This window comes from Streptococcus sp. oral taxon 064 (genome assembly GCF_001683375.1).
Classification (GTDB): domain Bacteria; phylum Bacillota; class Bacilli; order Lactobacillales; family Streptococcaceae; genus Streptococcus; species Streptococcus oralis_S.
Genome location: NZ_CP016207.1, coordinates 279,320 through 301,586 on the forward strand (window position 1 = coordinate 279,320; position 22,267 = coordinate 301,586).

Sequence of the window (22,267 nt, forward strand, 5' to 3'; positions counted from 1 at the left end):
CTTTCTTTTCTATAGTTTTACTGCTAAACGTGCTTTTGATACTAAACTGTATGGAATTTGGACGGTTTTCTTACGTGTCTTGTCCATATACTCCATAGTCAACTCATCCCCTTCAAAGGATACCAAGGTTCCTTCAAAGACCTTTTGCTTATCAATGGCTTGGTAGAGCCCGACATGGATGTATTTCCCAACTGCTCCAGCGACGGCATCCTTGGTTTTCAAAGGACGTTCCAAACCTGGACTGGTGATTTCTAGGAAATATTGTTCTGGGAAGGGATCGGGCTTGATAGTGTCTAGGACAGGACTGATGATTTCTGTCAGGTCTGCCGTGTCGTTCAAGGTAATTCCTTCGGGTTTATCTACAAAAATACTGAGAATCATGTCACTGCCAATCTTTCCATACTCGATATCCACGAGCTCGAAAGGTGCTTGGATGACAGGTTCTACAACTTCTCTGACTAATTCTACGATTGTTGCGATTGCGTCCACCTCCTCATAAGCAAGAGGCGAAGATATTTCCCCGCCTCTCTTTCTCATATTCTTACTATCAGTATAGCACGTTTGTCAATTTATGTAAAGCATTAGCACTCAACTAGCTGGTTTTCAAGCTAGTTCTTAAAATTCTGCTTCAACTCGGTAGATCACTTGACCTTTGCTGGAGAATTTTTGCTCATACTCTGTCATGACATTGCCTTCAAAATCACTGGCATGCAAGTCTAGCCAAACACCATTTAGTTTCATCCCATACTGAGAAAAGCTCACTAGACTGTACTCAAACAAGCCACGGTTATCTGTCTTGAAATGGATTTCCCCATTCTCCGGCAAGATGCGCTTGAAGGTATCCAAGAAACTCTTGTAAGTCAAACGACGTTTTTCATGGCGTTTTTTAGGCCAGGGATCTGAAAAGTTTAGGTAGAGACGATCAATCTCACCGTCTTCAAAGTAGTCGGTCAGATCTGAACCATCTACCCACAGCAACTTGATGTTGGGCACTCCAACTTCTAATACCTTATCCAAGGCATAACTCAATACCGACTTTTGGATATCAATCCCAATGTAGTTGATGTCAGGATTTTGCTTGGCCATTCCTGATACGAAGGCCCCTTTCCCACTTCCAACCTCTACATGAATAGGATGATCATTTCCAAACAAGTCTCGCCATTTCCCTTTAGCTTCCAAGGGATTGAGGACCACATACTGAGGATTGGCCTCTAGTAATTCTGTCGCCCCTTTACGATTTCTAACTCTCATCTCTTCTTTCCATACTTGTCACGGAAGACGCGCAAGGCATAAATCTCCCGGTTTACATTGTCTAAATCTTGATTTTCACAGTATTTGGCAATCTGGTTCAAATAAGAATACTGACCATACCAATACAATTTATCTAACACTGTCTTATTGTACTTATAGCCGTAGTCTCTCAACCATTGGCGCCACTGATGATCCGGAATGTAGTGGCATAGCAAATGCGCCACATCAAACATACGATCCGTCAGACGAACCGAATCCCAATCCACTAGATAAACGAGTCCACTCTCTGTTTCAATCCAATTACTATGACGAAGATCCCCGTGCACAATCGTTGCATGGTCTTCCCTAAAACCTGGAACCGTCTTACCTAGCTCAGCAATCACACTGTTCAAATAGTGGTTCTGCTTCAAGATTTCTGGAACTCCTTGCTGCCAAGAACGTAGCAAATCAACTGGTGTTTCCATGGTGTATCCCAAACGGCTCAACTGCTTCATCAAAGGACGCGAGCGGTGAAGGCGGTTCAAGATATTGATAATCTGCTTGCGATTCATATCGTAAGGGGTCAAGATTTTGCCCGTCAGCCATTCCTGAGCGCACATATCACGGCCATCTGGCAAACGACGAGTCCATAGTAATTGAGGAGCGATTTGTTCTCTGGCTAGGCCAGGTAGGATTGGAGAGGTGTTCATTTTTACAAAGACGCGCTTCCCATCAGGGTAGCTTCCCATATAAGCTTTGCCGCTCTTCCCAGGGATAGGGGTCAGCGTTAGCTCATTATCACCCAAGTCCATTTCTTTCCTCCGTATAAAGTTTCCTTACTATTCTACTAGTTTTTGGTCTATTCGTCAACCAATCTTTTTAGTTGGTAAGGCAAATAAAACAATTGTAGGAAGAGACTAGCCCCTACAAGAGCCAACAAGGCTATTTTTTCTTGCAAAACTACTGCTCCGACCAGCAATTCTAACAAAAGAACTGCACTTCCCACACCGACTACAATCTGTTTCAATCCCTTTTCTTTCTCCCCTTTTTCTAGTGGAAAGAGCTGGGTCAAGTATTGGTAATCAAAGGCATGATAGAGGGCCAGTAACTGAAAGAGCAAGAGGTAATTAAATAGAACCACCACTGCTGTCGCAATCCAAGCTTGCTCGATAAAGACTAGAGCCAACAAGGATAGGAAGAGGAGGCGGAGACTGAGGGCAAAGAGGTCTCCATTTCGCAAGTAAGAACGAAGATAGAGATTTTGCCAAATTTTCCCAGGTGCCTTCTGAACAGTCTTTAGGATAAAATCCAGATAAGTGCGACGTTTGACACTATTTGAAACGCCCTTAACCTGCGTAAAGAGAGCAAAGAAACGAAGCAAAACTTGCTTGCGCTTGCTTTCTTGGGAGATCACAAAGTCCCAGTCGATTCCAGTCTCAGTAAGAAATTTACTGGCTTTTTGGCGAAAGAGGAGATATTTTCCAACTCCCAATAAAACCACATAGATGAAAAAAACTGGCAAGCCATAGCCCATGGCTAAAAACAAGGGTACAAACAAAAGCAAGAAAAGGGTTTGGACCAAGAGCCAAAAGACCAGTGAGCGCACTGTCTGCCCTTTGAGGTGAGACTTAACCTCCTCTTCACTGACTAAGAGAAAGAGCTTGTCAGGTCCTTCCATATAGGTCGCGATTCCTCCCCAAGCCAAAAGCAAGGCAGATACAATCCCCAAAAACAAGAGGATAGGCCAGTGGTTTTCAGGAAAATGTTGCAGAAGTTGACTGTACTGGTAAGCTAGAAAACCGATGAGAACTAGCAGGAACAAGACAAAGTGGTCATTGAGAACATAACGCAGATAACCAACACACTCCTTACGAAAAGCCTGCTTTCGCTTTAAAAACAAGTCTTTCATAGCTCCTCCTCTTTGGTCAGAGCCAAGTAAATATCATTCAAACTCGCTTCAGGCATGTCAAAGGCTTCGCGGAGTTGCTGGAGGTTCCCCTGAGCTCGCACCTCCCCCTTGTGGAGGATGACAAAGGCATCACACATCTTCTCCGCTGAATCCAGCACGTGGGTACTCATGAGAATGGACTTGCCTTTTTGCTTCTCTACTTCTAGAAGCTGAATCAAGTCAGAAATAGCCAGCGGATCGAGCCCAAGAAAAGGCTCATCCACGATAAAGAGGCTCGGATCCACCACAAATGCACATATAATCATGACCTTCTGCTTCATTCCTTTGGAAAAATGCACTGGAAACCAGTCCAATTTTTGGTCCAAACGAAACATTTTTAACAAAGGTTCCACACGATCAAAAGCCACATTTTGCTCAATACCATAGGCCATGGCAACCGTCTCGATATGCTCTCTAAGAGTCAATTCCTCATACAGACTAGGCGTTTCTGGGATATACCCAATCTGCTTGCGATAGTTGGTTGCATCTTCTCGCAGGGTGAGACCGTTAATCTTAATTTCCCCACTGTAAGGTGTCAACAGTCCAATAATCTCATTGATTGTCGTTGATTTTCCAGCACCGTTGAGACCAATCAAACCGACCAACTGCCCACTTTCAACTGTAAAAGACACATCTTTCAAGACAGGAACGTGAACATAGCCTCCTGTCAGGTTTTTAATTTCTAACATATTTTCTCCGAATCTGGTATAATGTAGCTATATTATATCAAAATTCAATACAGTAGAGGTGGATTTTATGTCAGATTGCATTTTTTGTAAGATCATCGCAGGGGAGATTCCTGCTTCCAAAGTATACGAAGATGAGCAGGTTCTTGCCTTTCTTGATATCTCTCAAGTAACACCTGGACACACCTTAGTCGTGCCAAAAGAGCACTATCGCAATCTTTTGGAGATGGATGCTACCAGCGCTAGTCAACTCTTTGCCCAAGTGCCAACAGTGGCTCAAAAAATCATGAAGGCTACCAAGGCTGCTGGTATGAACATCATCGCCAACTGTGAGGAAGTTGCTGGTCAAACAGTCTTTCATACCCACGTGCACCTTGTTCCTCGCTACGGTGCAGAAGATGACCTAAAGATTGACTTTATCGCCCACGAACCTGACTTTGACAAACTTGCCCAAGTCGCTGAAACCATTAAAAACGCTTAAGGAGATGCCATGAAACTATCCAATCTATTGCTATTTGCAGGAGCTGCAGCTGGAAGTTATTTTGTCGTGAAAAATCGCCAAGCCATTCAGGATGAAGTGCTAGATACAACTGACCGCGTCGAAGCTATCAAGGATAATTTGGATATCATCCAAAACAGCCTGCAAGTTATCAACCAACAAAAAGAACTCATCAAAGAATACCAAAAAGATTTAACCTATAAATTCAAAGTCTTGGAAAAAGATTTCCAAACCAGAATGGCGGTCCTCCAAGAAGAAAAACAAGAATAAGAAAGCCTCCAACTTTCCTTAATTCCATTTTGGGTTACTAGATTCGAACAGAAAAGGGAGGGAATGAACATGAAACAGTTTTTTAAAGTTCTAGCGAAGGTCATTGCGATCCCTTGTGGCTGTCTCTGCCTTCTTGCGGTCCTAGCATTTCTACTACTGATGAATCTTTTCAAGGCTTCACCGAGTGACATCCGTGAGGGGAATGAAGCCTTAAAACAAATCTTTATCTCCCTTGACCTCCCTCCTGAGAAAGTAGAATCAAATGGGAGGTATCAATTCGAAGGTGGAGGCTTAAATTTTTATGTTACTTTCTCAGGTGAGGTTATCAATAGCCACCCCGTCCTAAAAGAAAGTCCAAAACTCACCAAAAACCGACTCAAAGTCTATGTCCTAAACACAGGAGATATTTCCTACCATTCAGTAGAAGACAATTTATTCAATCATGGTTTATTGCAGTTTTTAGAGAAAGAAAGCGAGAAGTATCTCCAAGAAATCGGAAAGAAATTTGACCCTAATTACTCAATTCTCTTTTGGAATGATCAGGAAAGTCTAAAAAAGGGAATCGCATTCTATGAAAAAGCTTTGACCTTGGTCGATATTCAGGATAATTCGGCGATCAAACACATTGATACCGTCACCGTTAAACCAGGCAAAGAAGCGGAAATCAAGCAACTCATCCAAGAGATGGATGCAGCTGGCTTGCTCAAGCAAAAGTATAAATGATAGGCTAACTAGAAAATGATTTTTCGACGCTAAATTTTCAAAGATAACACAAAAAGAGCCAATCGGCTCTTTTTACGTTATTCTCCTTCAAAGGCATCTTTAATATGGTCAAAGAAGCCTTTTTTCTTTGGATTGACTTTCAAATCACCTGCAGCTGCGAATTCTTTAAGCGCTGCTTTTTGGCGTTCGTTCAAACCTGTCGGAGTCACGACATTAACTGTAACGTATTGGTCCCCAACAGCGCCACCACGAAGGCTCGGTGCTCCCTTGCCACGTAGACGGAATTTCTTGCCAGTCTGAGTGCCTTCTGGAATAACCAATTCGACAGCACCATGCACGGTTGGAATTTCCACAGTATCTCCTAGAGCTGCTTGGACAATATTAAGATTTAACTTGTAGAAAATGGTTGTTCCTTCACGTTCAAATTTATCACTAGCTTCAACAGAAACCACCACGTACAAGTCCCCGTAAGGTCCACCATTAAAGCCTGCTTCACCTTGACCCGCTAGACGGATTTGTTGGCCAGTTTCCACACCAGCAGGGATTTTTACATGTACGCTATGAGCTTGCTTTTCATGACCTGTTCCGTGACATGTAGTACATGGATCTTTGATTTCTTTTCCACGACCATGACAGACATCACAGGTTACTTGGCGACGCATCATACCAAGAGGAGTCTGCGTATCGACGTTAATAACACCAGCACCATGACAGCGTCCACAGGTGACTGGACTTGTTCCTGGCTTAGCACCAGATCCGTTACAGGTACGACAGCTGGCTTCACGATTGTATTTAACTTCTTTTTCCGTTCCGAAGATGGCTTCTTCAAAAGTCAAATTCACACGGTACTGGAGGTCGTCACCTTGACGAGGAGCGTTTGGATTGCGCGAAGCTCCGCCTCCTCCGAAAAAACTTGAGAAGATATCTTCAAAACCACCGAAGCCACCTGCTCCGTCGAAACCACCAAAACCGCCTGCACCACCAAAGCCACCATTAGCACCAGCAGCACCATATTGATCGTAGGCTGCACGTTTTTGGTCATCACTCAAAGTCTCATAGGCTTCTTGAACTTCCTTGTATTTTTCCTCAGCACCAGGCTCCTTGTTGATATCCGGGTGATATTTTTTTGAAAGCTTACGATAAGCCTTTTTGATCTCGTCTGCCGAAGCGTTTTTTGACACCCCTAGACGATCATAAAATTCAGTATTGTTCATACAAGATACTAAGAGCGAACAGAAAGCGACTGAAATTTAGGAAACCGACAAGAAATCCTGATTTCTTAGGAGGTTTATCTAATTTCCAAGCTTTCCGCTCGAGTTCAATTTCTCGAATGCTCTTTGTCCTTTCTTTCAAATTAAGTAAGAAATTCTGGAACCCGTGTTCAGTTGCGAACACCCTTGTTCCTTTCTATAGTTTATAAGTAAATCATTAGAGGGTATTTTCTATACTCTGCTTCACTTCATCAAACTCTTTGTCCGATAGAGTAAAAATCAAATCCTCTTCTGAAAATTCGTTCTGTTCTTTAAAATAGTTGTCAGTATTTTCTGCCAAATCTAGACTAAGAATCACTTTTCTTGCAAACTCTTGATGTGCAAAACCGATAGCCGTAATGATATTTTTATCTTGCACAAGAACTTTGGGTTGGAAATTTTCACGTGGAAGAAATTCAAAATAGTCAAAGAAGTTTTGCCAAATTCCACCTGTAAATTTCGTATCATTCAACAAACCTGCTTTTGCCAATAAAAGGGGCGCTGAAGAAATGGCTGCAATTAGAATTTCCTTTTTATCAAGTCCCTTCAAAAACGAATTTAATTTTTCATCCTGTAGAGCAGGCCCTATATTTGCCATTCCTGGTAAAATGACACAAGAATACTCTTCTATATGTACTTGATCCAATGTTTTTGTAGGTTGGCAAGGCAAACCATCTTCAGAAATAACAATTGAATTATCTGAAGCCACATAATCAATCGTGATGTCAAAAGACAGAGCTAAAGTACTCGTTAAAGTGGTTATCTCATAAAGAGAAAAATTAGGATAAATGATACAAAGTACTTTTTTCATAAACGACACCCTCTATTTTATCGAAAAACAGAGGCTGGGTTGCAACCTCTGGATTTCTTCCTATCATTACGACGTTCTAAAACAAAGTCGTTTATACTTTGTTTTAGAACTAGTAAGGCGTTTAGGCAAATCGCCATAGCGATTGCCGTAGAATGACATTCACTTTAGTGATTAGTCATTCTTAACTACCTCGCTCTCCTGATTTTCAAGCTCGGGATAAAATAGTCCACTGGACTATTTTATTTTTCCGTAAACTCTCCGTCTACGACGTCATCGCCTGCGTTTCCTGTTGTTTGTGCGCCTTCTGCTCCTGCTTGAGCTTGTTGAGCTGCTGCGGCTTGTTCGTAGAGTTTAACAGCAAGTCCTTGAGCTTTTTCGTTCAATGCTTCAAGTTTAGCTTTCATGTCGTCCAAGTTGTTGTCTTCTTGGGCTTTCTTAAGCTCATCAAGAGCAGCTTGAGCAGCGTCACGTTCTGCATCGAAGCCTTTGCCTTCAGTTTCCTTGATTGTCTTTTCAGTCGCAAAGATAGCTTGGTCTACTTCGTTACGAAGGTCCACTTCTTCTTTACGTTTCTTATCTGCTTCAGCGTTAGCTTCTGCATCTTTCATCATGCGGTCGATTTCTTCATCAGTCAAACCTGAGTTTGATTGGATAACAATTGTTTGTTCTTTTTGAGTTCCAAGATCTTTAGCCTTAACAGATACGATACCATTCTTGTCGATATCAAATGTTACTTCAATTTGAGGAATTCCACGAGGTGCAGCTGGGATATCTGTCAATTGAAAACGTCCAAGAGTCTTGTTGTCTGCTGCCATTGGGCGTTCACCTTGAAGAACGTGGATATCAACGGCTGGTTGGTTGTCTGCTGCTGTTGAGAAGACTTGTGATTTAGATGTTGGAATCGTAGTATTGCGGTCGATGAGTTTTGTGAAGACTCCACCCATTGTTTCGATACCTAGTGACAATGGTGTTACGTCAAGAAGGACAACGTCTTTCACATCACCAGTAATCACACCACCTTGGATGGCCGCACCCATAGCAACTACTTCGTCAGGGTTTACTGATTTGTTTGGTTCTTTACCAGTTTCAGCCTTAACAGCTTCTACAACGGCTGGGATACGAGTTGAACCACCAACAAGGATAACTTCGTCAATTTCTGACAAGCTCAAACCTGCATCTGAAAGGGCTTGGCGAACTGGAACTTTTGTACGTTCTACAAGGTCACGAGTCAAATCGTCAAATTTCGCACGAGTCAAAGTCATTTCCAAGTGAAGAGGTCCAGCTTCACCTGCAGTGATAAATGGCAAGCTGATTTGTGTTGAAGTTACACCAGAAAGGTCTTTCTTAGCTTTTTCAGCTGCATCTTTCAAACGTTGCATTGCCATCTTGTCAGTAGACAAGTCAATGCCGTTTTCTTTCTTGAATTCTGCTACCAAGTGGTCAATGATTTTTTGGTCAAAGTCGTCACCACCGAGTTTGTTGTCCCCTGCAGTTGACAATACATCGAAGACACCGTCACCGAGTTCAAGGATAGATACGTCGAAGGTACCACCACCAAGGTCGAATACCAAGATTTTTTCTTCTTTGTCAGTCTTGTCCAAACCGTAAGCGAGTGCTGCTGCAGTTGGCTCGTTAACGATACGTTCTACTTCAAGACCAGCGATTTTACCAGCGTCTTTTGTTGCTTGACGTTGAGCATCGTTGAAGTAAGCTGGAACTGTGATAACTGCTTTAGTTACCTTTTCACCAAGGTAATCTTCAGCGTAACCTTTCAAGTATTGAAGGATCATAGCTGAGATTTCTTGTGGTGTGTATTCTTTTCCATTTGCAGAAACTTTTTCAGAAGTTCCCATCTTAGATTTGATAGAGATAACTGTATCTGGGTTTGTGACTGCTTGACGTTTCGCAGCGTCACCAACAATGATTTCTCCGTTTTTGAATGATACTACAGATGGAGTTGTGCGGTTTCCTTCTGGGTTTGCGATGATTTTGCTTTCAGTTCCTTCAAGAACTGCAACTGCTGAGTTTGTTGTACCTAAGTCAATACCGATAATTTTAGACATGTGTTTTTCTCCTTAAATTTTAATTCGAATTTTGATTTTTTGATATTTCCCTTAAGTGGTGGGGACGTGAGCAACTCCCTTCGGGATTTCATCACTTATTTTTGAGCCTATTGTCTCAAAAATCCCCTGTTTCAGTAGCAAAAGCTACTGAAACTTTCACCACGGCGGGCAATATCTTCCTTGCAAGCCTCCGGCTTGCTTTTTATCTTTCTTTCATAGTTTATTGTCGTTTCGGACAAGTTTTCAATGTATATATGTTACGACACGAGGAGTCGAAATCGATATTATTTCGACGACGAGTTAGTAAGGAGGCTAGGCAAACGCCATAGCGATTGCCGTTTTCTGACGAGTTGCTTCAGCAACCATCAGAATTGCCTAGTTATATACTACTACCATGGCTGGGCGTAGGATGCGGTCATGGAGTTTGTAGCCTTTTTGAAAGACTTGGGCGATGGTATCTGCTGGATGTTCATCATCTGCTGGGAGAGTTTGGATGGCCATATGATAGTTATGGTCAAATTCGCCGTCAGCTGCGATTTCTTCGATTCCTTCTTCTTTCAAAGCGTGAATCAAGCTCTCTTGCACCATCTCCAATCCTTTTTTGACATCGTCTGTCAAACCTTCAACTGCTAGTGCACGTTCTAAGTTGTCAAGCGATGGTAAGATTGCTTTTGCCAGGTCTTGGCTACGATAACGTTGCAAGTTTTGACGCTCTTCATTCGCACGGCGTTGAATATTCTGCATTTCTGCATGAGCGCGAAGGTATTTATTTTCAAACTCATCTGCACGTTCATTTGCCAAGTCCAACTCTGACTTTTCAGGAGTTGTTTCTTCAGTTGTTTCCACAACTTCCTCTTCTTTCATTTCTTCATTTTTTATATCTTGGGCCATTTTCGCCTCCTTTAATGATTTCAATCTTAATGTACTTCGTAATGATTACTGCTGAGGTAGCGGTAAAAATCTGTCAACTTCATGGTCAAAACACGATTGACAACATTGACTTGATTGACCAATTGCTGGTAGTCCAGATTGACCGGACCGATAATCGCTAGAATTCCAAAACCACGATAAGGGATGAGGAATTTACTGCTAATCACCGCCAAGTTTGCTAGACAAGACTCCTGACTGTCCGCAACACGGACATTTTGCATCTGATCTTCATGCAGACCCTCACGAATCTCCAAAGCCACCTTTTGCGGTTGGTCAAAGAACTGATAGGCCGCTAGATTGGCAAAATTCAAGAGATTGACTTTTCCCGATACCACAATGTTTTCATTGAACATTTCTTTAAAAATGTGTTCAAAGAGATCCATGACATTGTCCGTTGTTGTGAAGTAACGCTGGATAATCTGCGGGATCTCCGTCCGAATCTTGTAGTGAATATCTAGAACCGTGTGACCGAGGAAACGTTCCTGAATGATGTTCTTCAGTTTCAGCAAATCTTCCTGCAAGAAGTTCCTTGGAATCAGAAATTGACTGGTAACCGTTCGGGACTCGTCTAGGGTAAATACTGCCAAGGCTGTATGTTGTCCCAAAACAACGATATCAAAGGCTGTCAACCGTTGCCTACTCGGCTCAACATCCAGTGCTACTACCGTACAGCCGCTCAGGTCTGTCAGTAGATTAGCAGCCTCTTGCAGAATATCCTCCAGTTTGAAGAACTCCTGATCAAAGGCTTTGACAATCTCGTATACCTCATTTTCAGCCAGTCTATCAAAAGCAAGCGAGTGTTTCACATAGTACTGAAATCCCGCGACACTTGGCATCCGACCGCTTGAGGTATGAGCCTTCTCAAGCAAACCCTGCTTCTCTAGCGCTGCCATGTCATTACGAATGGTAGCACTACTAGAATTGATAGACTCTTGTAGCGCCTTGGATCCGACAGGTTCGTGCGTTTTGGTAAAGATGTCAATAATCAGATTTAAAATATCCTGCTGACGCTCTGTAACCATCTCATCACTCCTCTCTGTCCAATCGATTAGCACTCTATGTACCCAAGTGCTAACTCATGATTCTATTATACACCCTTAGAAGAGAATGTCAAGACAAAAACTCAAAAAATTAGCACTCTTTTACCAAGAGTGCTAAAAATCAGTCTGAAGACCTAGAATCTTACTTCTCATCTACTTGGTATTTCCTTTTAAGTCTAAAAAAGCCGTAGATTAGATAAGAAATTAAACAAGTGTATAAAACGAAAATAATAAAGAAAGACTGAGACAAGTTTTCTCGATACAAACTCATGCAAACAACAAGACCACCTGAAAAAGTGGCTATACAGGAACGAAGTCTAGACCGCATAACTTCCCATCTGAGACCCTTACTCATATAGACTTTCTCCTCTGAAAGTATATCAGAAGTTGGTTTACGAAGAATTGAACAAAAACCTGTTTCTATCAATTCCCAACCGCTATTTCTAAAATCTTGCAGTTCATGCTTATACTTTTTAAGAAATCTAGAATCATAGATACGGTAGATGACATCGTCAGGTTGGCATTGGCAAAAATAGAAAAAACCAAAACGACTCGTTCTATATCTCCAACCTTTCAAGTGCATCTCATGTAAATATTCTTCTTCCTTGTCCAAATCAACAATGCTAAAAATCCGAAATTGTACTTTGCTATTCATTGTCTTACCTCCAAATCAGAAAACATACATGGTTTTATTTTTCAGATAATTCTTTCCACTTTTGAAACAAGCTCCAAAAAATATAAGAAATCTGAACCGCAAAAACTATCAATAAAACACAATCTATTATGACAATCAAAAACATTCCCCAACTGAAAGAACTAGCTCCACTGACAAACTTAGAGAAAACCGGTAGTAGAGCTAAAAATAGAATCAAAATAGGAAGCATCCGCATTATTAAAATCCGTTTGATCATAGCTAACTTCCCTGTAGCGTCATTATAGATTTCAAACTCAGTATCCGATTCAATTTCAGAATGTGGTTTTCTAAAATAGGAAAAACTATTAAAGTCTGTAATATGCTCCCAGCCACAGTCTTTAAATAGTTGTAAATAGGAGGCTCTCTCTGATTTTTTCATGGGATAAAAGTCCAACTGATAAGACACCTGCTCCGGTTGGCACTTTTCAAAAGTATACTTAACCGCAACTACTAAGTTAGAGTAGCTTACTTCCTTAAGTTTCCAGCCCTTAGCATGCATTTCCCCAAGGTATAAGGCCTCTCTATCATAATCCGCAATTGTAGATATCCGATATACAACCTTCTTTTCCATCATACTTCCTCCTGACTGTTTCTATAGAGCCGTTCAATACGTTTCAATTCAATCTCCAAAACCTTTCGTCCCAAATCTGTTATCTGATAGATTTTCCGTTTTTCCTCCTCTCGGACAAAGGAGATCAAGCCATCCTTTTCCATTTTTGACAAGGTTCCATACATAGTTCCAGGACTAATCAAAACTTGTGAATCTGTCATCTCCTTGACCTTTTGTGTAATACCATATCCATGGTTCTCCTTCTGTAAACAAAACAAGATATAAAAACCTGTTTCAGTCATGGGAAGGTAAACACGCCTGATCTTATCTGTTAATTCCATTTAACCACACCTCCTATTTAATCCAATATATCGCACTTCGTTATATAAAATATATCACAACTCGATATAAAATGCAAGAAAAAGAGAGAACGATTTCTCGTTCTCTCTTCTTAGGCTCAGGAATTAAGAAGTCATTTTGTTATTTCCTAAGAGTGGCTTAATCTTTCTTGCGAAGGATAAAAGCTGCTAGGCTTGCAAAGGCAAGACCGATGATTGAAAGAAGACCAGATACTGCTGAACCCGTGTTTGGTAACAAGTTCTGATTTTGACTACTTCCTTCTTCTGGTTGACTATTATTTCCAGAATCTTTAATTGGGGCCGGAGTGAATTCCCAGGTGCCTACGAAGTGTGCGTCTGCTCCATTGATGGTTTCAGATGTCTTGTCATAAGACTTGAAGCTCCATGTGCCTTCTGCTGTCTTCACTTCTGTTTGACTTGGTTGCGTCGGAATCGCTTGGCTACCATCTTTCAAGTCTGTTTGGTCTGCTGGAAGCAAGGCTTTTACTTCTTGTGGAAGTTCTTTACCTGGAGTTCCACTGACAAACTCGTGAACCGCTTTATGAGTCACTGTTGGAACTGGAGTTGCTGTAAATTCCCATGTACCTATAAACTTAACATCTGATCCATTAATTGTTTCCGATGTCTTATCGTAGGACTTGAAGCTCCAGGTACCTTCTGCTGTCCTAACTTCTGTTTGGCTTGGTTGCGTTGGTGTTGCTTGGCTACCATCTTTCAAGCCTGTTTGGTCTGCTGGAAGCAAGACTTTCACTTCTTGCGGAAGTTCTTTACCTGGGGTTCCGCTGACAAACTCATGAACCACTTTATGAGTCACTGTTGGAACTGGAGTTGCTGTAAATTCCCATGTACCTATAAACTTAACATCTGATCCATTAATTGTTTCCGATGTCTTATCGTAGGACTTGAAGCTCCATGTGCCTTCTGATGTCTTAACCTCTGTTTGACTTGGTTGCGTTGGCGTTGCTTGGCTGCCATCTTTCAAGTTTGTTTGGTCTGCTGGAAGCAAAACTTTAACTTCTTGTGGAAGTTCTTTACCTGGAGTTCCGCTGACAAACTCGTGAACCACTTTATGAGTCACTGTTGGAACTGGAGTTGCTGTAAATTCCCATGTACCTATAAACTTAACATCTGATCCATTAATTGTTTCCGATGTCTTATCGTAGGACTTGAAGCTCCATGTTCCTTCTGCTGTCTTAACCTCTGTTTGACTTGGTTGTGTTGGTGTTGCTTGGCTGCCATCTTTCAAGTTTGTTTGGTCTGCTGGAAGAAGGGCCTTCACTTCTTGTGGAAGCTCTTTACCCGGAGTTCCGCTGACAAACTCGTGAACTGCTTTATGAGTCACTGTTGGAACTGGGCTTGCTGTAAACTCCCATGTACCTACAAACTTAGCATCTAATCCATTAATTGTTTCCGATGTCTTATCGTAGGACTTGAAGCTCCAGGTACCTTCTGCTGTCCTAACTTCTTTTTGGCTTGGTTGCGTTGGTGTTGCTTGGCTACCATCTTTCAAGTCTGTTTGGTCTGCTGGAAGCAGGGTTTTCACTTCTTGTGGAAGTTCTTTGCCTGGAGTCTTATGAGTCACTGTTGACGCTGGAGTGAATTCCCAGGTACCGATAAAGTGGACATCCGCTCCATTGATGGTTTCTGATGCCTTGTCATAGGACTTGAAGCTCCATGTACCTTCCGCGGTCTTAACCTCTGTTTGACTTGGTTGTGTTGGTGTTGCTTGGCTGCCATCTTTCAAGTTTGTTTGGTCTGCTGGAAGAAGGGCTTTTACTTCTTGCGGAAGTTCTTTTTCTGGCGTTCCGCTGACAAATTCATGTGTTGCCTTGTAAGTTGGCGCTGGGGTGAATTCCCAGGTGCCTACGAAGTGTACGTCTGCTCCATTAATAGTTTCAGAAGTCTTGTCATAGAACTTGAAGCTCCAAGTGCCTTCTGCTGTCTTAACTTCTGTTTGACTTGGTTGCGTTGGCGTTGCTTGGCTACCATCTTTTAAGTCTGTTTGGTCTGATGGAAGCAAGTCTTTCACTTCTTGTGGAAGTTCTTTACCTGGAGTTCCGCTGACAAACTCATGTGTTGCCTTGTAGGTTGGCGCTGGGGTGAATTCCCAGGCTCCTACGAAGTGTGCGTCTGCTCCATTGATGGTTTCCGATGTCTTATTGTAGGACTTGAAGCTCCAAGTGCCTTCCGTGGTCTTAACTTCTGTTTGACTTGGTTGCATTGGCGTTGCTTGGCTACCATCTTTCAAGTCTGTTTGGTCTGCTGGAAGTAGGGTTTTCACTTCTTGTGGAAGCTCTTTGCCCGGGGTTCCACTGACAAACTCGTGCGTCGCCTTGTAAGTTGGCGCTGGAGTGAATTCCCAGGCTCCTACAAAGTGTGCGTCTGCTCCATTGATGGTTTCAGATGTCTTGTCATAGGACTTGAAGCTCCATGTACCTTCCGCGGTCTTAACTTCTGTTTGACTTGGTTGTGTTGGCGTTACTTGACTGCCATTAGGTAAATTCTTTTCTGTTGCTGGAAGCAAGTCTTTCACTTCTTGTGGCAACTCTTTACCTGGAGTTCCACTGACAAATTCATGGTGTTTTTCGTAAAGAAGAGCAGTGCTCACCTGATTAGAAGGAGCTGATAAGTTATCAACATGCAAGGTTACAGTATTGTTAATTTTTTCAGGTCCTTTTTCTTCCACTTTTTTGTTGGTAGCTGTTTTATAAGTGATAATAATCTCAGCGGCAGAATTTGATTTTATGTATTCAGGTGTCATTTTAACAGTAACTGTTTGACCTGACTTCTCGATCGTATAGTCACGTCCTTCTTGCAGAGTCACTCCACCTGATTCAACTTTAAGTTCTTTATAGTCCAAGCGATCATCAAAATTTTGAACCATTTCAATAGATGATGGAGCTGCTAAAAGGTCTTTACCTGGAACCGGAACTTTAAAAGTAGCCTTATAAGTTACATCCTGCCCCTCTTTAGCTGGAATCTCAGTTGGTTCCACCTCGAGAACTGGACTTGGGTCAAGCTTTTCAACATACAATCCAAATACAGCAGAACAGGTTTCCGTAGATGAATAACCAAAATTCATGCTGTTACTATTTGAACGAAGCGCTAAACCTGAAACATTGTTTTCATAGTAACTACCTCCCGTTATTTGAGTGGCAATCCATGAAGTACGGTCACTTGTTTCTTCCTGTTGCAAGACATTGGCATTGTTCATTAATCGAAGGTTCACATCATTCTTATAGTTTTTTACATAGAAAGTTTCCTTCAAATTGTTTGCATCAATTGCATCAATATCTGTTGGTTTCATGACCAATTTCAAGTCTGTTTCTGTTCCATCAGCATAACGAATTTCTGCTGTAACATCAGCATCAATCCAAAACGCTTTATTCATGATGTAGTCATGATTCGCATCCACATAAGGAACATTCCCAATTTCGAAAGCACTACTTTCCCATAATTCAGAAATTGAGAAAAATTCGACAGTAGATTTTTGAGCACTATTCATTTCAGACTCTGCTTGAGCAGTATTTAGATAGTGAAGAGTTACCTTATTAAATTTTAAATAAGCATCTACTTGCTTACCGTGAACGTTACCAATATTTGTGAATTTTAGAGATAAAGGATTTTCAAAAACTTGATCTTGCTTTTTACTTTTATCTACTTTGAGAGTAAAGTTTTCCATCTCACCTGGATAAGCACCCCCACTTAGATATTCATAATGGGGATTCGATAGATGAAACTGATCAACAGACTGTGATTTAGATAAAACACTAGCATTGTTAATATTTAAATTAAACTTACGAATATCCAAGGTAGAGATATCCGTTCCATTTTTAATCTCTTCTAATGCAGCATAAGACTGAACCGGAAGAAGAAAAATAGAAAAAAGTAAAACGACCAGGCCGATATAAGCCTTTGTTTTTCTACCTAAATTAGTAGAAAACGGCACTTTCATGCCTCTTCTCCATTTCATAATTAACCTCCAAACTAAAAATGATTTGTATACAATCATTTTAAAAAGAAATGTTCACCTCATTCTAACACAAAAAGGGGGCAATTAAAAGTAGATTATAGATAAAAATTTATTATTTTGTATTTCCAGACTGTCAATTTTCGGTGAGAATAATTAAAATATCAAAATTTCAGAACAGGCGTTTACACTATGTAAATAGCCTTTTTATTGTTGAACCTATTATCACTCCATGAGTTTCATAATGTGCTCATACTACACATAAACATTAATATATTTAATTTTTTATAAAAAAGAACCCAAGAATAAATTCTGGGTTCTTTTTAGTATTTCTCGTACAAAAGATGCTTTTGTACAATTAGAGAGCCTTAGTCTTTCTTACGAAGGACAAAAGCAGCTAGACTTGCAAAGGCAAGACCGATGACTGAAAGAAGACTAGATACTGCTGTACCTGTGCTTGGTAGAGCTTTCTTATCTTGACTTGCAGTTTCTTCTTTCTTAGTGCTTTCGGCTTGGTTTCCTGTTGTTGCAGGATCCTTCTTATCACCGTTGGTTGTTGTAGAAGCTACTTTCTTAGTTCCTACTTCAACGATCTCATCTACGGCTGGAGTTGTGATTGTGTTTGATTTCTCAACACGACCTGTCTCTTTTCCATCTGTGTAAGTCACTGTATAAACAATGGTGCGAACACCTTTTTGGCCAGCTGTTTTCACTCGGCGAGTTCCTTCTGGAAGATCTGGATTTGTTACTTCCTTAGTTTGGAAAGCAACTTCTTCTGTCTTGGTCTCTTCCTTAGTCGTTACAACTGGGGCTACTACTTTCTTAGTTCCAACTTCGACAATCTTATCTACTGCTGGAGTGGTGATTGTGTTTGATTTCTCAACACGACCTGTTTCAACGCCATCTGTGTAAGTCACTGTTTCAACAATCGTACGAACACCTTTTTGGCCAGCTGTTTTCACTCGGCGAGTTCCTTCTGGAAGATCTGGATTTGTTACTTCCTTAGTTTGGAAAGCAACTTCTTCTGTCTTGGTCTCTTCCTTAGTCGTTACAACTGGGGCTACTACTTTCTTAGTTCCAACTTCGACAACTTCGTCTACTGCTGGAGTGGTGATTGTGTTTGATTTCACCTCGCGGCCTGTTTCTTTTCCGTCTGTGTAAGTGACAGTTTCAACAATGGTACGAACACCTTTTTGACCAGCTGTCTTCACTCGGCGAACACCTTCAGCTAAGAGTGCATTTTCAACCTCACGAGTCTGGAAGGCAACTTCTTCAGTTTTGGTTACTTCCTTAGTGGTTACAACAGCTTTTGAACCGGTATAAGTAATCTTGTTTTTGGCTACTTTCTTGGTCTTGCGTGAAACTTCTTTACGAGATTTTTCAACACCATCCACTTTTGTCACTTCATAAGTGACTTCATCGATACCTTCTTCACCTTCTTCAACACGCGTTTGGCCTTTATCCAGTACTGGGTCTACTCTCGTTTCTTCTTTGAAAGCAACTTTTTCCTCTACAGTCACTGTTTCTTTGGTTTCTACACCTGTTTTCTTAGTTCCAACTTCGATGATTTCTTCTACTGGTTCTTTGGTAACTTTCTCGCTTTTCTTAGTACGAGCTGTTTCTTTACCATCTGTCAGTGTGATATCCCAAGTAATGGTCTTAGTACCTTTAACACCCGCTTGTTTCACGTTGCGAGTACCTTCTGCAAGATCGGCATTGTTTTCGGTACGAGATGCATAAGGAATCTCTTCTGTTGTAGTGATTTCTTGATGCTCAACTTTTGGTTCCGCTGGTTGTTCCGTCTTACCGGCCAACAAAGCTTCAGCCTTGGCTTTCAACTCATTGTAGCGAGCTTCATATGCCACAAAACCTTTTTGACCTTCTGGACTCTTCATTGCCTTCTTTGCGGTAGGAAGGTAGTTAGTAGCTTCCGACAAACTATCTTCTAATCCAGTTTTGTTGTCTTCATCATTAGGATTAGCTTTATAGTCAGCGATGAAAGCCTCTAGATCATTCAGTTTATTAAATCGGAATGACTCTCTCTTGGCCATCTGGAATTTCTTCATCTTCCGCCGGTGTTTCTTCTGCATGCACTGTTGGAATTTGATATAGATCTGGAGCTACATGATAAGTTGCTACTCCAAGAGCGTTTAAAGCAAGTATTGAAATCCCTAACTTTAATAATTTTTTTCTACTCATTCTTTTTCCCTTAATTCATTTAATATATAGTAAGGAAGAGAGGAAATATTTCTACTCTCCTCTTACTATATGATACTAACGTTCAGCTTTACGCTTCCAAACTAGAAGTCCAGCAAGTCCTAGAGCTAGGGCAGCAAGTACTCCAAAGATTGAAGATGCTTCAGAACCTGTATTTGGCAAGTTTTTGCCTGGATCTTTTGGTGGAACATTCCCAACAGGAGTTGGTTTTGTTGGCTCCTCCGGTTTAGGTGGGAACACCATAACTGTATTGGTAGGCTGTGGATTATGGTTAAAGCTTACTTTAGCTTTATTAGGAACACCAGCAGCGAATTGTGTAAAATCTGTTCCTTCTTTGAAGTTAGTGTAAAGTACAAGACGTACGGTACTTCCCTTCAAGGCTTCAAGAACATCCTTGTCGCTGATTTCAAAAGTCACAACATTGCTAGTTTCATCGTAAGTAACAGTAGCAATTGCTTCTAAATCTTTACCTACTAATTCACCACGATCATTTGAAGACTTACTCAATTTATCAATAGCTGCTTGAAGCTTGGTTTGAGCTTCTTTTAGTTTCTTGATTTCATTTTCGAGTTTCTCTTGTTGTTGTTTCTTATCAGCTGGTGCCAATTCTGCTTCTTTCTCAGCTGGTGCTTGAAGTTTAGCCAAGTTTTCTTCAGCTGCTTTCAACTCTGCTTCCAAGCTTACAAGATCTTGACTTGGCTCGCTAGTTGCAGGTTTCTTATCTTCTGTTGCAGAAGAATCAGATGTAGCTGGAGTTGTTTCTTCAGTAGCTGTTGCTGGAGTAGCTGGTGTTGTAGTTTCAGCTGGTTTAGCTGGCTGCGCTGCCTTAGCTGCTTCCAACTTCGCTTTCAATTCAGCTACTTTAGCTTCCGCTGCCTTGAGTTCTTCCTTCTTACCAGTCTCTGTTGAAGTCTCTTCTGTTGACTTGCCTGTCAAAGCTTTGAGTTCTTTCTCTGCTTGATCAAGTTGAGCTTGAAGAGTTGCTTTGATCTTGTCAAACTGAGCATTTTCAACTTTAAGAGCGATACGGTCTTTGTTGACTTTCAAGACTGAATTGATTTCATCCGTGATTGTAAAACTAGTCAAGTCTGTCTTGATAAGACGACCATATTGATCCTTCTTAGCATTTCCGTTTTCATCTACAGGATCTGTTGGAACCGGTGTAGTAATATCGAATCGGAAGGTATCTAAAGCGTTTGGCAAGTGGTATTCTTTATCAGGTTTAGATCCATCTTCTGGTCCAACAGACTTAGCTGGTTCACCTGGTGTTGGATCAGTTGGTTTTTCTGGGTCACGTGGTTTCACCGTTACCGGTTTTGATTCCTTGCTGCCAGATTGACCATTGGCATCCTTGAAGTTAACACTTGCTTTGTTTGGTACCAATTGATCCTTATAAGGAGTCAAATCGCTATGCGCTTTGAGTTTAGCTGGGATGTACAATTGAATCTCTTTGAAGCCTTTTAGTCGAGCGAAATCTTTCACTTTTACAGTGACAGTGTTTCCTTCAACACTTGTTTCAAGAGCTCCATTTGCATCACGACCGTCCACATAGGCTACTGGTGTATCAGCGATTGCCAAAACAGATTCAAGTGTATCTGTTACGGTGAACTCTTTGTACTTATCAATATCTTTTGGTAAAGCTGTATTGACATTGTACATGTAAGGTGCATCGTATTCGACATCCAAGTGGTCCAAGGTACGGTTGATTTTCTTCGTAATTTCTGGTTCTGGTTCTTTTGGAACGATAACCGGAACTTTATTCGAATCTTTGTGTAGCCCTGGTCTATTTGGAATGTTTGCATCATAAGAAGCCGTATTTGGAACAGTGAATCCACGATCTGTTAGATATGGAGTCAAATCAGCTCCCGCTTTAATCTTAGCAGTGAAGCTCAATTCAACTGCTTGACCGCCATTGGCTTTCACTTGTTCTTCTGTAAGGGTCAAGGTAATGGTTTGACCTTCTACCTTGATTTGACTGGCATCAAGAGCTTGACCATTCAAGATTGCACTTGCTGAACCTGCATAATCAAGAACAGACTCAAGTGTATCACTTACACTGAAGGATGATACATCTGTTGGGACACTTGTTTTCACGTTGTATGTGAAAATTTGGTCACGATCAGCAAGTGTTTCTTCAGCTTTAGTATTGACATCTTTCTTGATCTCTGGCTCGTCTGGTGTTGGTGGCGTTACTGGGACTTCGTTAGAGTCTTTGTGCACACCTGGTTTGTGTGGGAAGCTTGCGTCATAAGAAGCCTTATTCGGAATCTGTGTACGGCCGTCTTCCTTCACATATGCGGACAAGTTCGCGCCAGCTTTGATCTTCGCGTCGAATGTTAATTCAACTGCTTGACCGCCATTGGCTTTCACTTGGTCTTCTGTAAGGGTCAAGGTAATCGTTTGACCTTCTACCTTGATTTGGCTTGCATCAAGAGCTTGACCATTCAATTTAGCACTTGAAGTGCCTGCGAACTCAAGAACGTCCACTAGGGTATCTGTGACTGAGAAGGCTGTCGCATCTTGCGCTACACTTGTTTTCACGTTGTATGTGAAGACTTCATCACGTTTTGCGAGAGTTTCTTCTGCCTTGCCGTTCACATCTTTCTTGATCTCTGGCTCGTCTGGTGTTGGTGGCGTTACTGGAACTTCGTTAGAGTCCTTGTGCACTCCTGGTTTGTGTGGGAAGCTTGCGTCGTAAGAAGCCTTATTCGGAATCTGTGTACGGCCGTCTTCCTTCACATATGCAGACAAGTTAGCGCCGGCTTTGATCTTAGCGTCGAATGTTAATTCAACTGCTTGACCGCCATTTGCTTTCACTTGTTCTTCTGTAAGGGTCAAGGTAATCGTTTGACCTTCTACCTTGATTTGGCTTGCATCAAGAGCTTGACCATTCAAGGTCGCACTTGATTTACCTGAGAACTCAAGAACATCTTCGATCTTATCGGTTACGCTGAAGGCTGTCGCATCTTGCGCTACACTTGTTTTCACATTGTATGTGAAGACTTCATCACGTTTTGCGAGGGTTTA

General features: G+C 41.5%; 19 protein-coding genes and 1 pseudogene. 3 read left to right on the forward strand and 17 right to left on the reverse strand.

The genetic code is table 11. The features are described from left to right. Positions 1-9 precede the first annotated feature (9 nt). The 5 genes from rimP to AXF18_RS01430 form a co-directional block, all read right to left on the reverse strand. Entirely contained in the window at positions 10-489 is a 480-nt protein-coding gene (rimP, locus tag AXF18_RS01410; RefSeq protein WP_000338696.1) for a ribosome maturation factor RimP, read from the reverse strand. Positions 490-615: 126 nt separating this feature from the next. Continuing rightward, positions 616-1,251 (reverse strand): tRNA (guanosine(46)-N7)-methyltransferase TrmB, encoded by a 636-nt coding sequence (gene trmB / locus AXF18_RS01415; protein ID WP_001266088.1) that lies wholly within the window; start codon positions 1,249-1,251, stop codon positions 616-618. Continuing rightward, on the reverse strand, positions 1,248-2,042 hold the full coding sequence (gene ccrZ / locus AXF18_RS01420) for a cell cycle regulator CcrZ (RefSeq protein ID WP_049550483.1): 795 nt from the start codon (positions 2,040-2,042) through the stop codon (positions 1,248-1,250). The genes trmB and ccrZ overlap by 4 nt, the downstream gene beginning before the upstream one ends. A gap of 47 nt (positions 2,043-2,089) precedes the next feature. After that, positions 2,090-3,139 (reverse strand): ABC transporter permease, encoded by a 1,050-nt coding sequence (locus AXF18_RS01425; RefSeq protein WP_065371375.1) that lies wholly within the window; start codon positions 3,137-3,139, stop codon positions 2,090-2,092. Then, positions 3,136-3,867 carry an ABC transporter ATP-binding protein gene (locus tag AXF18_RS01430; RefSeq protein WP_042902041.1) on the reverse strand — a complete coding sequence of 244 codons (732 nt, stop codon included), beginning with the start codon at positions 3,865-3,867 and terminating at the stop codon, positions 3,136-3,138. The genes AXF18_RS01425 and AXF18_RS01430 overlap by 4 nt, the downstream gene beginning before the upstream one ends. 67 nt (positions 3,868-3,934) lie before the next feature. Between AXF18_RS01430 and AXF18_RS01435 the strand changes: the two genes are divergently transcribed. The 3 genes from AXF18_RS01435 (at position 3,935) to AXF18_RS01445 (ending at position 5,356) form a co-directional block, all read left to right on the forward strand. Continuing rightward, entirely contained in the window at positions 3,935-4,345 is a 411-nt protein-coding gene (locus AXF18_RS01435; protein WP_042902040.1) for an HIT family protein, read from the forward strand. Between the two features lie 9 nt (positions 4,346-4,354). Continuing rightward, positions 4,355-4,633, forward strand: coding sequence for a hypothetical protein (locus AXF18_RS01440; RefSeq protein ID WP_049520671.1), 279 nt, complete (start codon positions 4,355-4,357; stop codon positions 4,631-4,633). A 69-nt stretch (positions 4,634-4,702) separates the two neighbouring features. After that, on the forward strand, positions 4,703-5,356 hold the full coding sequence (locus AXF18_RS01445; protein ID WP_049520672.1) for a hypothetical protein: 654 nt from the start codon (positions 4,703-4,705) through the stop codon (positions 5,354-5,356). Positions 5,357-5,433: 77 nt separating this feature from the next. On the opposite strand, the gene dnaJ is transcribed toward AXF18_RS01445, so the two are convergent. From dnaJ to padA, 12 genes and pseudogenes are all read right to left on the reverse strand, one after another. Then, complete coding sequence (dnaJ, locus tag AXF18_RS01450; RefSeq protein ID WP_049500972.1) at positions 5,434-6,570, reverse strand: molecular chaperone DnaJ; 1,137 nt, start codon at positions 6,568-6,570, stop codon at positions 5,434-5,436. Positions 6,571-6,784: 214 nt separating this feature from the next. After that, on the reverse strand, positions 6,785-7,417 hold the full coding sequence (locus tag AXF18_RS01460) for a DJ-1/PfpI family protein (RefSeq protein ID WP_000756344.1): 633 nt from the start codon (positions 7,415-7,417) through the stop codon (positions 6,785-6,787). Between the two features lie 239 nt (positions 7,418-7,656). Beyond that, positions 7,657-9,480 (reverse strand): molecular chaperone DnaK, encoded by a 1,824-nt coding sequence (dnaK, locus tag AXF18_RS01465; RefSeq protein WP_065371376.1) that lies wholly within the window; start codon positions 9,478-9,480, stop codon positions 7,657-7,659. A gap of 375 nt (positions 9,481-9,855) precedes the next feature. Next, a complete protein-coding gene (gene grpE / locus AXF18_RS01470) occupies positions 9,856-10,371 on the reverse strand; it encodes a nucleotide exchange factor GrpE (RefSeq protein ID WP_065371377.1) in 516 nt (171 codons plus the stop codon). A 26-nt stretch (positions 10,372-10,397) separates the two neighbouring features. Next, entirely contained in the window at positions 10,398-11,432 is a 1,035-nt protein-coding gene (gene hrcA, locus AXF18_RS01475; protein ID WP_049505135.1) for a heat-inducible transcriptional repressor HrcA, read from the reverse strand. Between the two features lie 160 nt (positions 11,433-11,592). After that, positions 11,593-12,105: a DUF2812 domain-containing protein gene (locus AXF18_RS01480; protein WP_065371378.1), complete on the reverse strand. Its 513-nt coding sequence runs from the start codon at positions 12,103-12,105 to the stop codon at positions 11,593-11,595. A 34-nt stretch (positions 12,106-12,139) separates the two neighbouring features. Further along, a complete protein-coding gene (locus AXF18_RS09865) occupies positions 12,140-12,715 on the reverse strand; it encodes a DUF2812 domain-containing protein (RefSeq protein ID WP_044021696.1) in 576 nt (191 codons plus the stop codon). Beyond that, positions 12,715-13,035 carry a PadR family transcriptional regulator gene (locus tag AXF18_RS01490; protein ID WP_065371379.1) on the reverse strand — a complete coding sequence of 107 codons (321 nt, stop codon included), beginning with the start codon at positions 13,033-13,035 and terminating at the stop codon, positions 12,715-12,717. The genes AXF18_RS09865 and AXF18_RS01490 overlap by 1 nt, the downstream gene beginning before the upstream one ends. Before the next feature lie 157 nt (positions 13,036-13,192). Continuing rightward, a complete protein-coding gene (locus AXF18_RS01495) occupies positions 13,193-17,026 on the reverse strand; it encodes an LPXTG-anchored SHIRT domain periscope protein (protein ID WP_065371380.1) in 3,834 nt (1,277 codons plus the stop codon). A gap of 365 nt (positions 17,027-17,391) precedes the next feature. After that, the gene (locus AXF18_RS01500) at positions 17,392-19,074 is read right to left on the reverse strand and encodes a G5 domain-containing protein (protein ID WP_253678280.1); all 1,683 of its coding nucleotides are present in this window, start codon (positions 19,072-19,074) and stop codon (positions 17,392-17,394) included. Beyond that, positions 19,046-19,222, reverse strand: coding sequence for a hypothetical protein (locus AXF18_RS10185; protein ID WP_253678281.1), 177 nt, complete (start codon positions 19,220-19,222; stop codon positions 19,046-19,048). The genes AXF18_RS01500 and AXF18_RS10185 overlap by 29 nt, the downstream gene beginning before the upstream one ends. A 75-nt stretch (positions 19,223-19,297) precedes the next feature. Continuing rightward, positions 19,298-22,267 (reverse strand): annotated as a pseudogene (gene padA / locus AXF18_RS01505) (LPXTG-anchored isopeptide-forming adhesin PadA); the annotation flags it as partial.

Excerpts from the sequence above, each read along its gene's own strand:
- trmB (WP_001266088.1), bottom strand. The coding sequence starts at position 1,251 with ATGAGAGTTAGAAATCGTAAAGGGGCGACAGAATTACTAGAGGCCAAT.
- ccrZ (WP_049550483.1), bottom strand. The coding sequence starts at position 2,042 with ATGGACTTGGGTGATAATGAGCTAACGCTGACCCCTATCCCTGGGAAG.
- AXF18_RS01425 (WP_065371375.1), bottom strand. The coding sequence starts at position 3,139 with ATGAAAGACTTGTTTTTAAAGCGAAAGCAGGCTTTTCGTAAGGAGTGT.
- AXF18_RS01430 (WP_042902041.1), bottom strand. The coding sequence starts at position 3,867 with ATGTTAGAAATTAAAAACCTGACAGGAGGCTATGTTCACGTTCCTGTC.
- AXF18_RS01435 (WP_042902040.1), top strand. The coding sequence starts at position 3,935 with ATGTCAGATTGCATTTTTTGTAAGATCATCGCAGGGGAGATTCCTGCT.
- AXF18_RS01440 (WP_049520671.1), top strand. The coding sequence starts at position 4,355 with ATGAAACTATCCAATCTATTGCTATTTGCAGGAGCTGCAGCTGGAAGT.
- AXF18_RS01445 (WP_049520672.1), top strand. The coding sequence starts at position 4,703 with ATGAAACAGTTTTTTAAAGTTCTAGCGAAGGTCATTGCGATCCCTTGT.
- dnaJ (WP_049500972.1), bottom strand. The coding sequence starts at position 6,570 with ATGAACAATACTGAATTTTATGATCGTCTAGGGGTGTCAAAAAACGCT.
- AXF18_RS01460 (WP_000756344.1), bottom strand. The coding sequence starts at position 7,417 with ATGAAAAAAGTACTTTGTATCATTTATCCTAATTTTTCTCTTTATGAG.
- dnaK (WP_065371376.1), bottom strand. The coding sequence starts at position 9,480 with ATGTCTAAAATTATCGGTATTGACTTAGGTACAACAAACTCAGCAGTT.
- grpE (WP_065371377.1), bottom strand. The coding sequence starts at position 10,371 with ATGGCCCAAGATATAAAAAATGAAGAAATGAAAGAAGAGGAAGTTGTG.
- hrcA (WP_049505135.1), bottom strand. The coding sequence starts at position 11,432 with ATGGTTACAGAGCGTCAGCAGGATATTTTAAATCTGATTATTGACATC.
- AXF18_RS01480 (WP_065371378.1), bottom strand. The coding sequence starts at position 12,105 with ATGAATAGCAAAGTACAATTTCGGATTTTTAGCATTGTTGATTTGGAC.
- AXF18_RS09865 (WP_044021696.1), bottom strand. The coding sequence starts at position 12,715 with ATGGAAAAGAAGGTTGTATATCGGATATCTACAATTGCGGATTATGAT.
- AXF18_RS01490 (WP_065371379.1), bottom strand. The coding sequence starts at position 13,035 with ATGGAATTAACAGATAAGATCAGGCGTGTTTACCTTCCCATGACTGAA.
- AXF18_RS01495 (WP_065371380.1), bottom strand. The coding sequence starts at position 17,026 with ATGAAATGGAGAAGAGGCATGAAAGTGCCGTTTTCTACTAATTTAGGT.
- AXF18_RS01500 (WP_253678280.1), bottom strand. The coding sequence starts at position 19,074 with ATGGCCAAGAGAGAGTCATTCCGATTTAATAAACTGAATGATCTAGAG.
- AXF18_RS10185 (WP_253678281.1), bottom strand. The coding sequence starts at position 19,222 with ATGAGTAGAAAAAAATTATTAAAGTTAGGGATTTCAATACTTGCTTTA.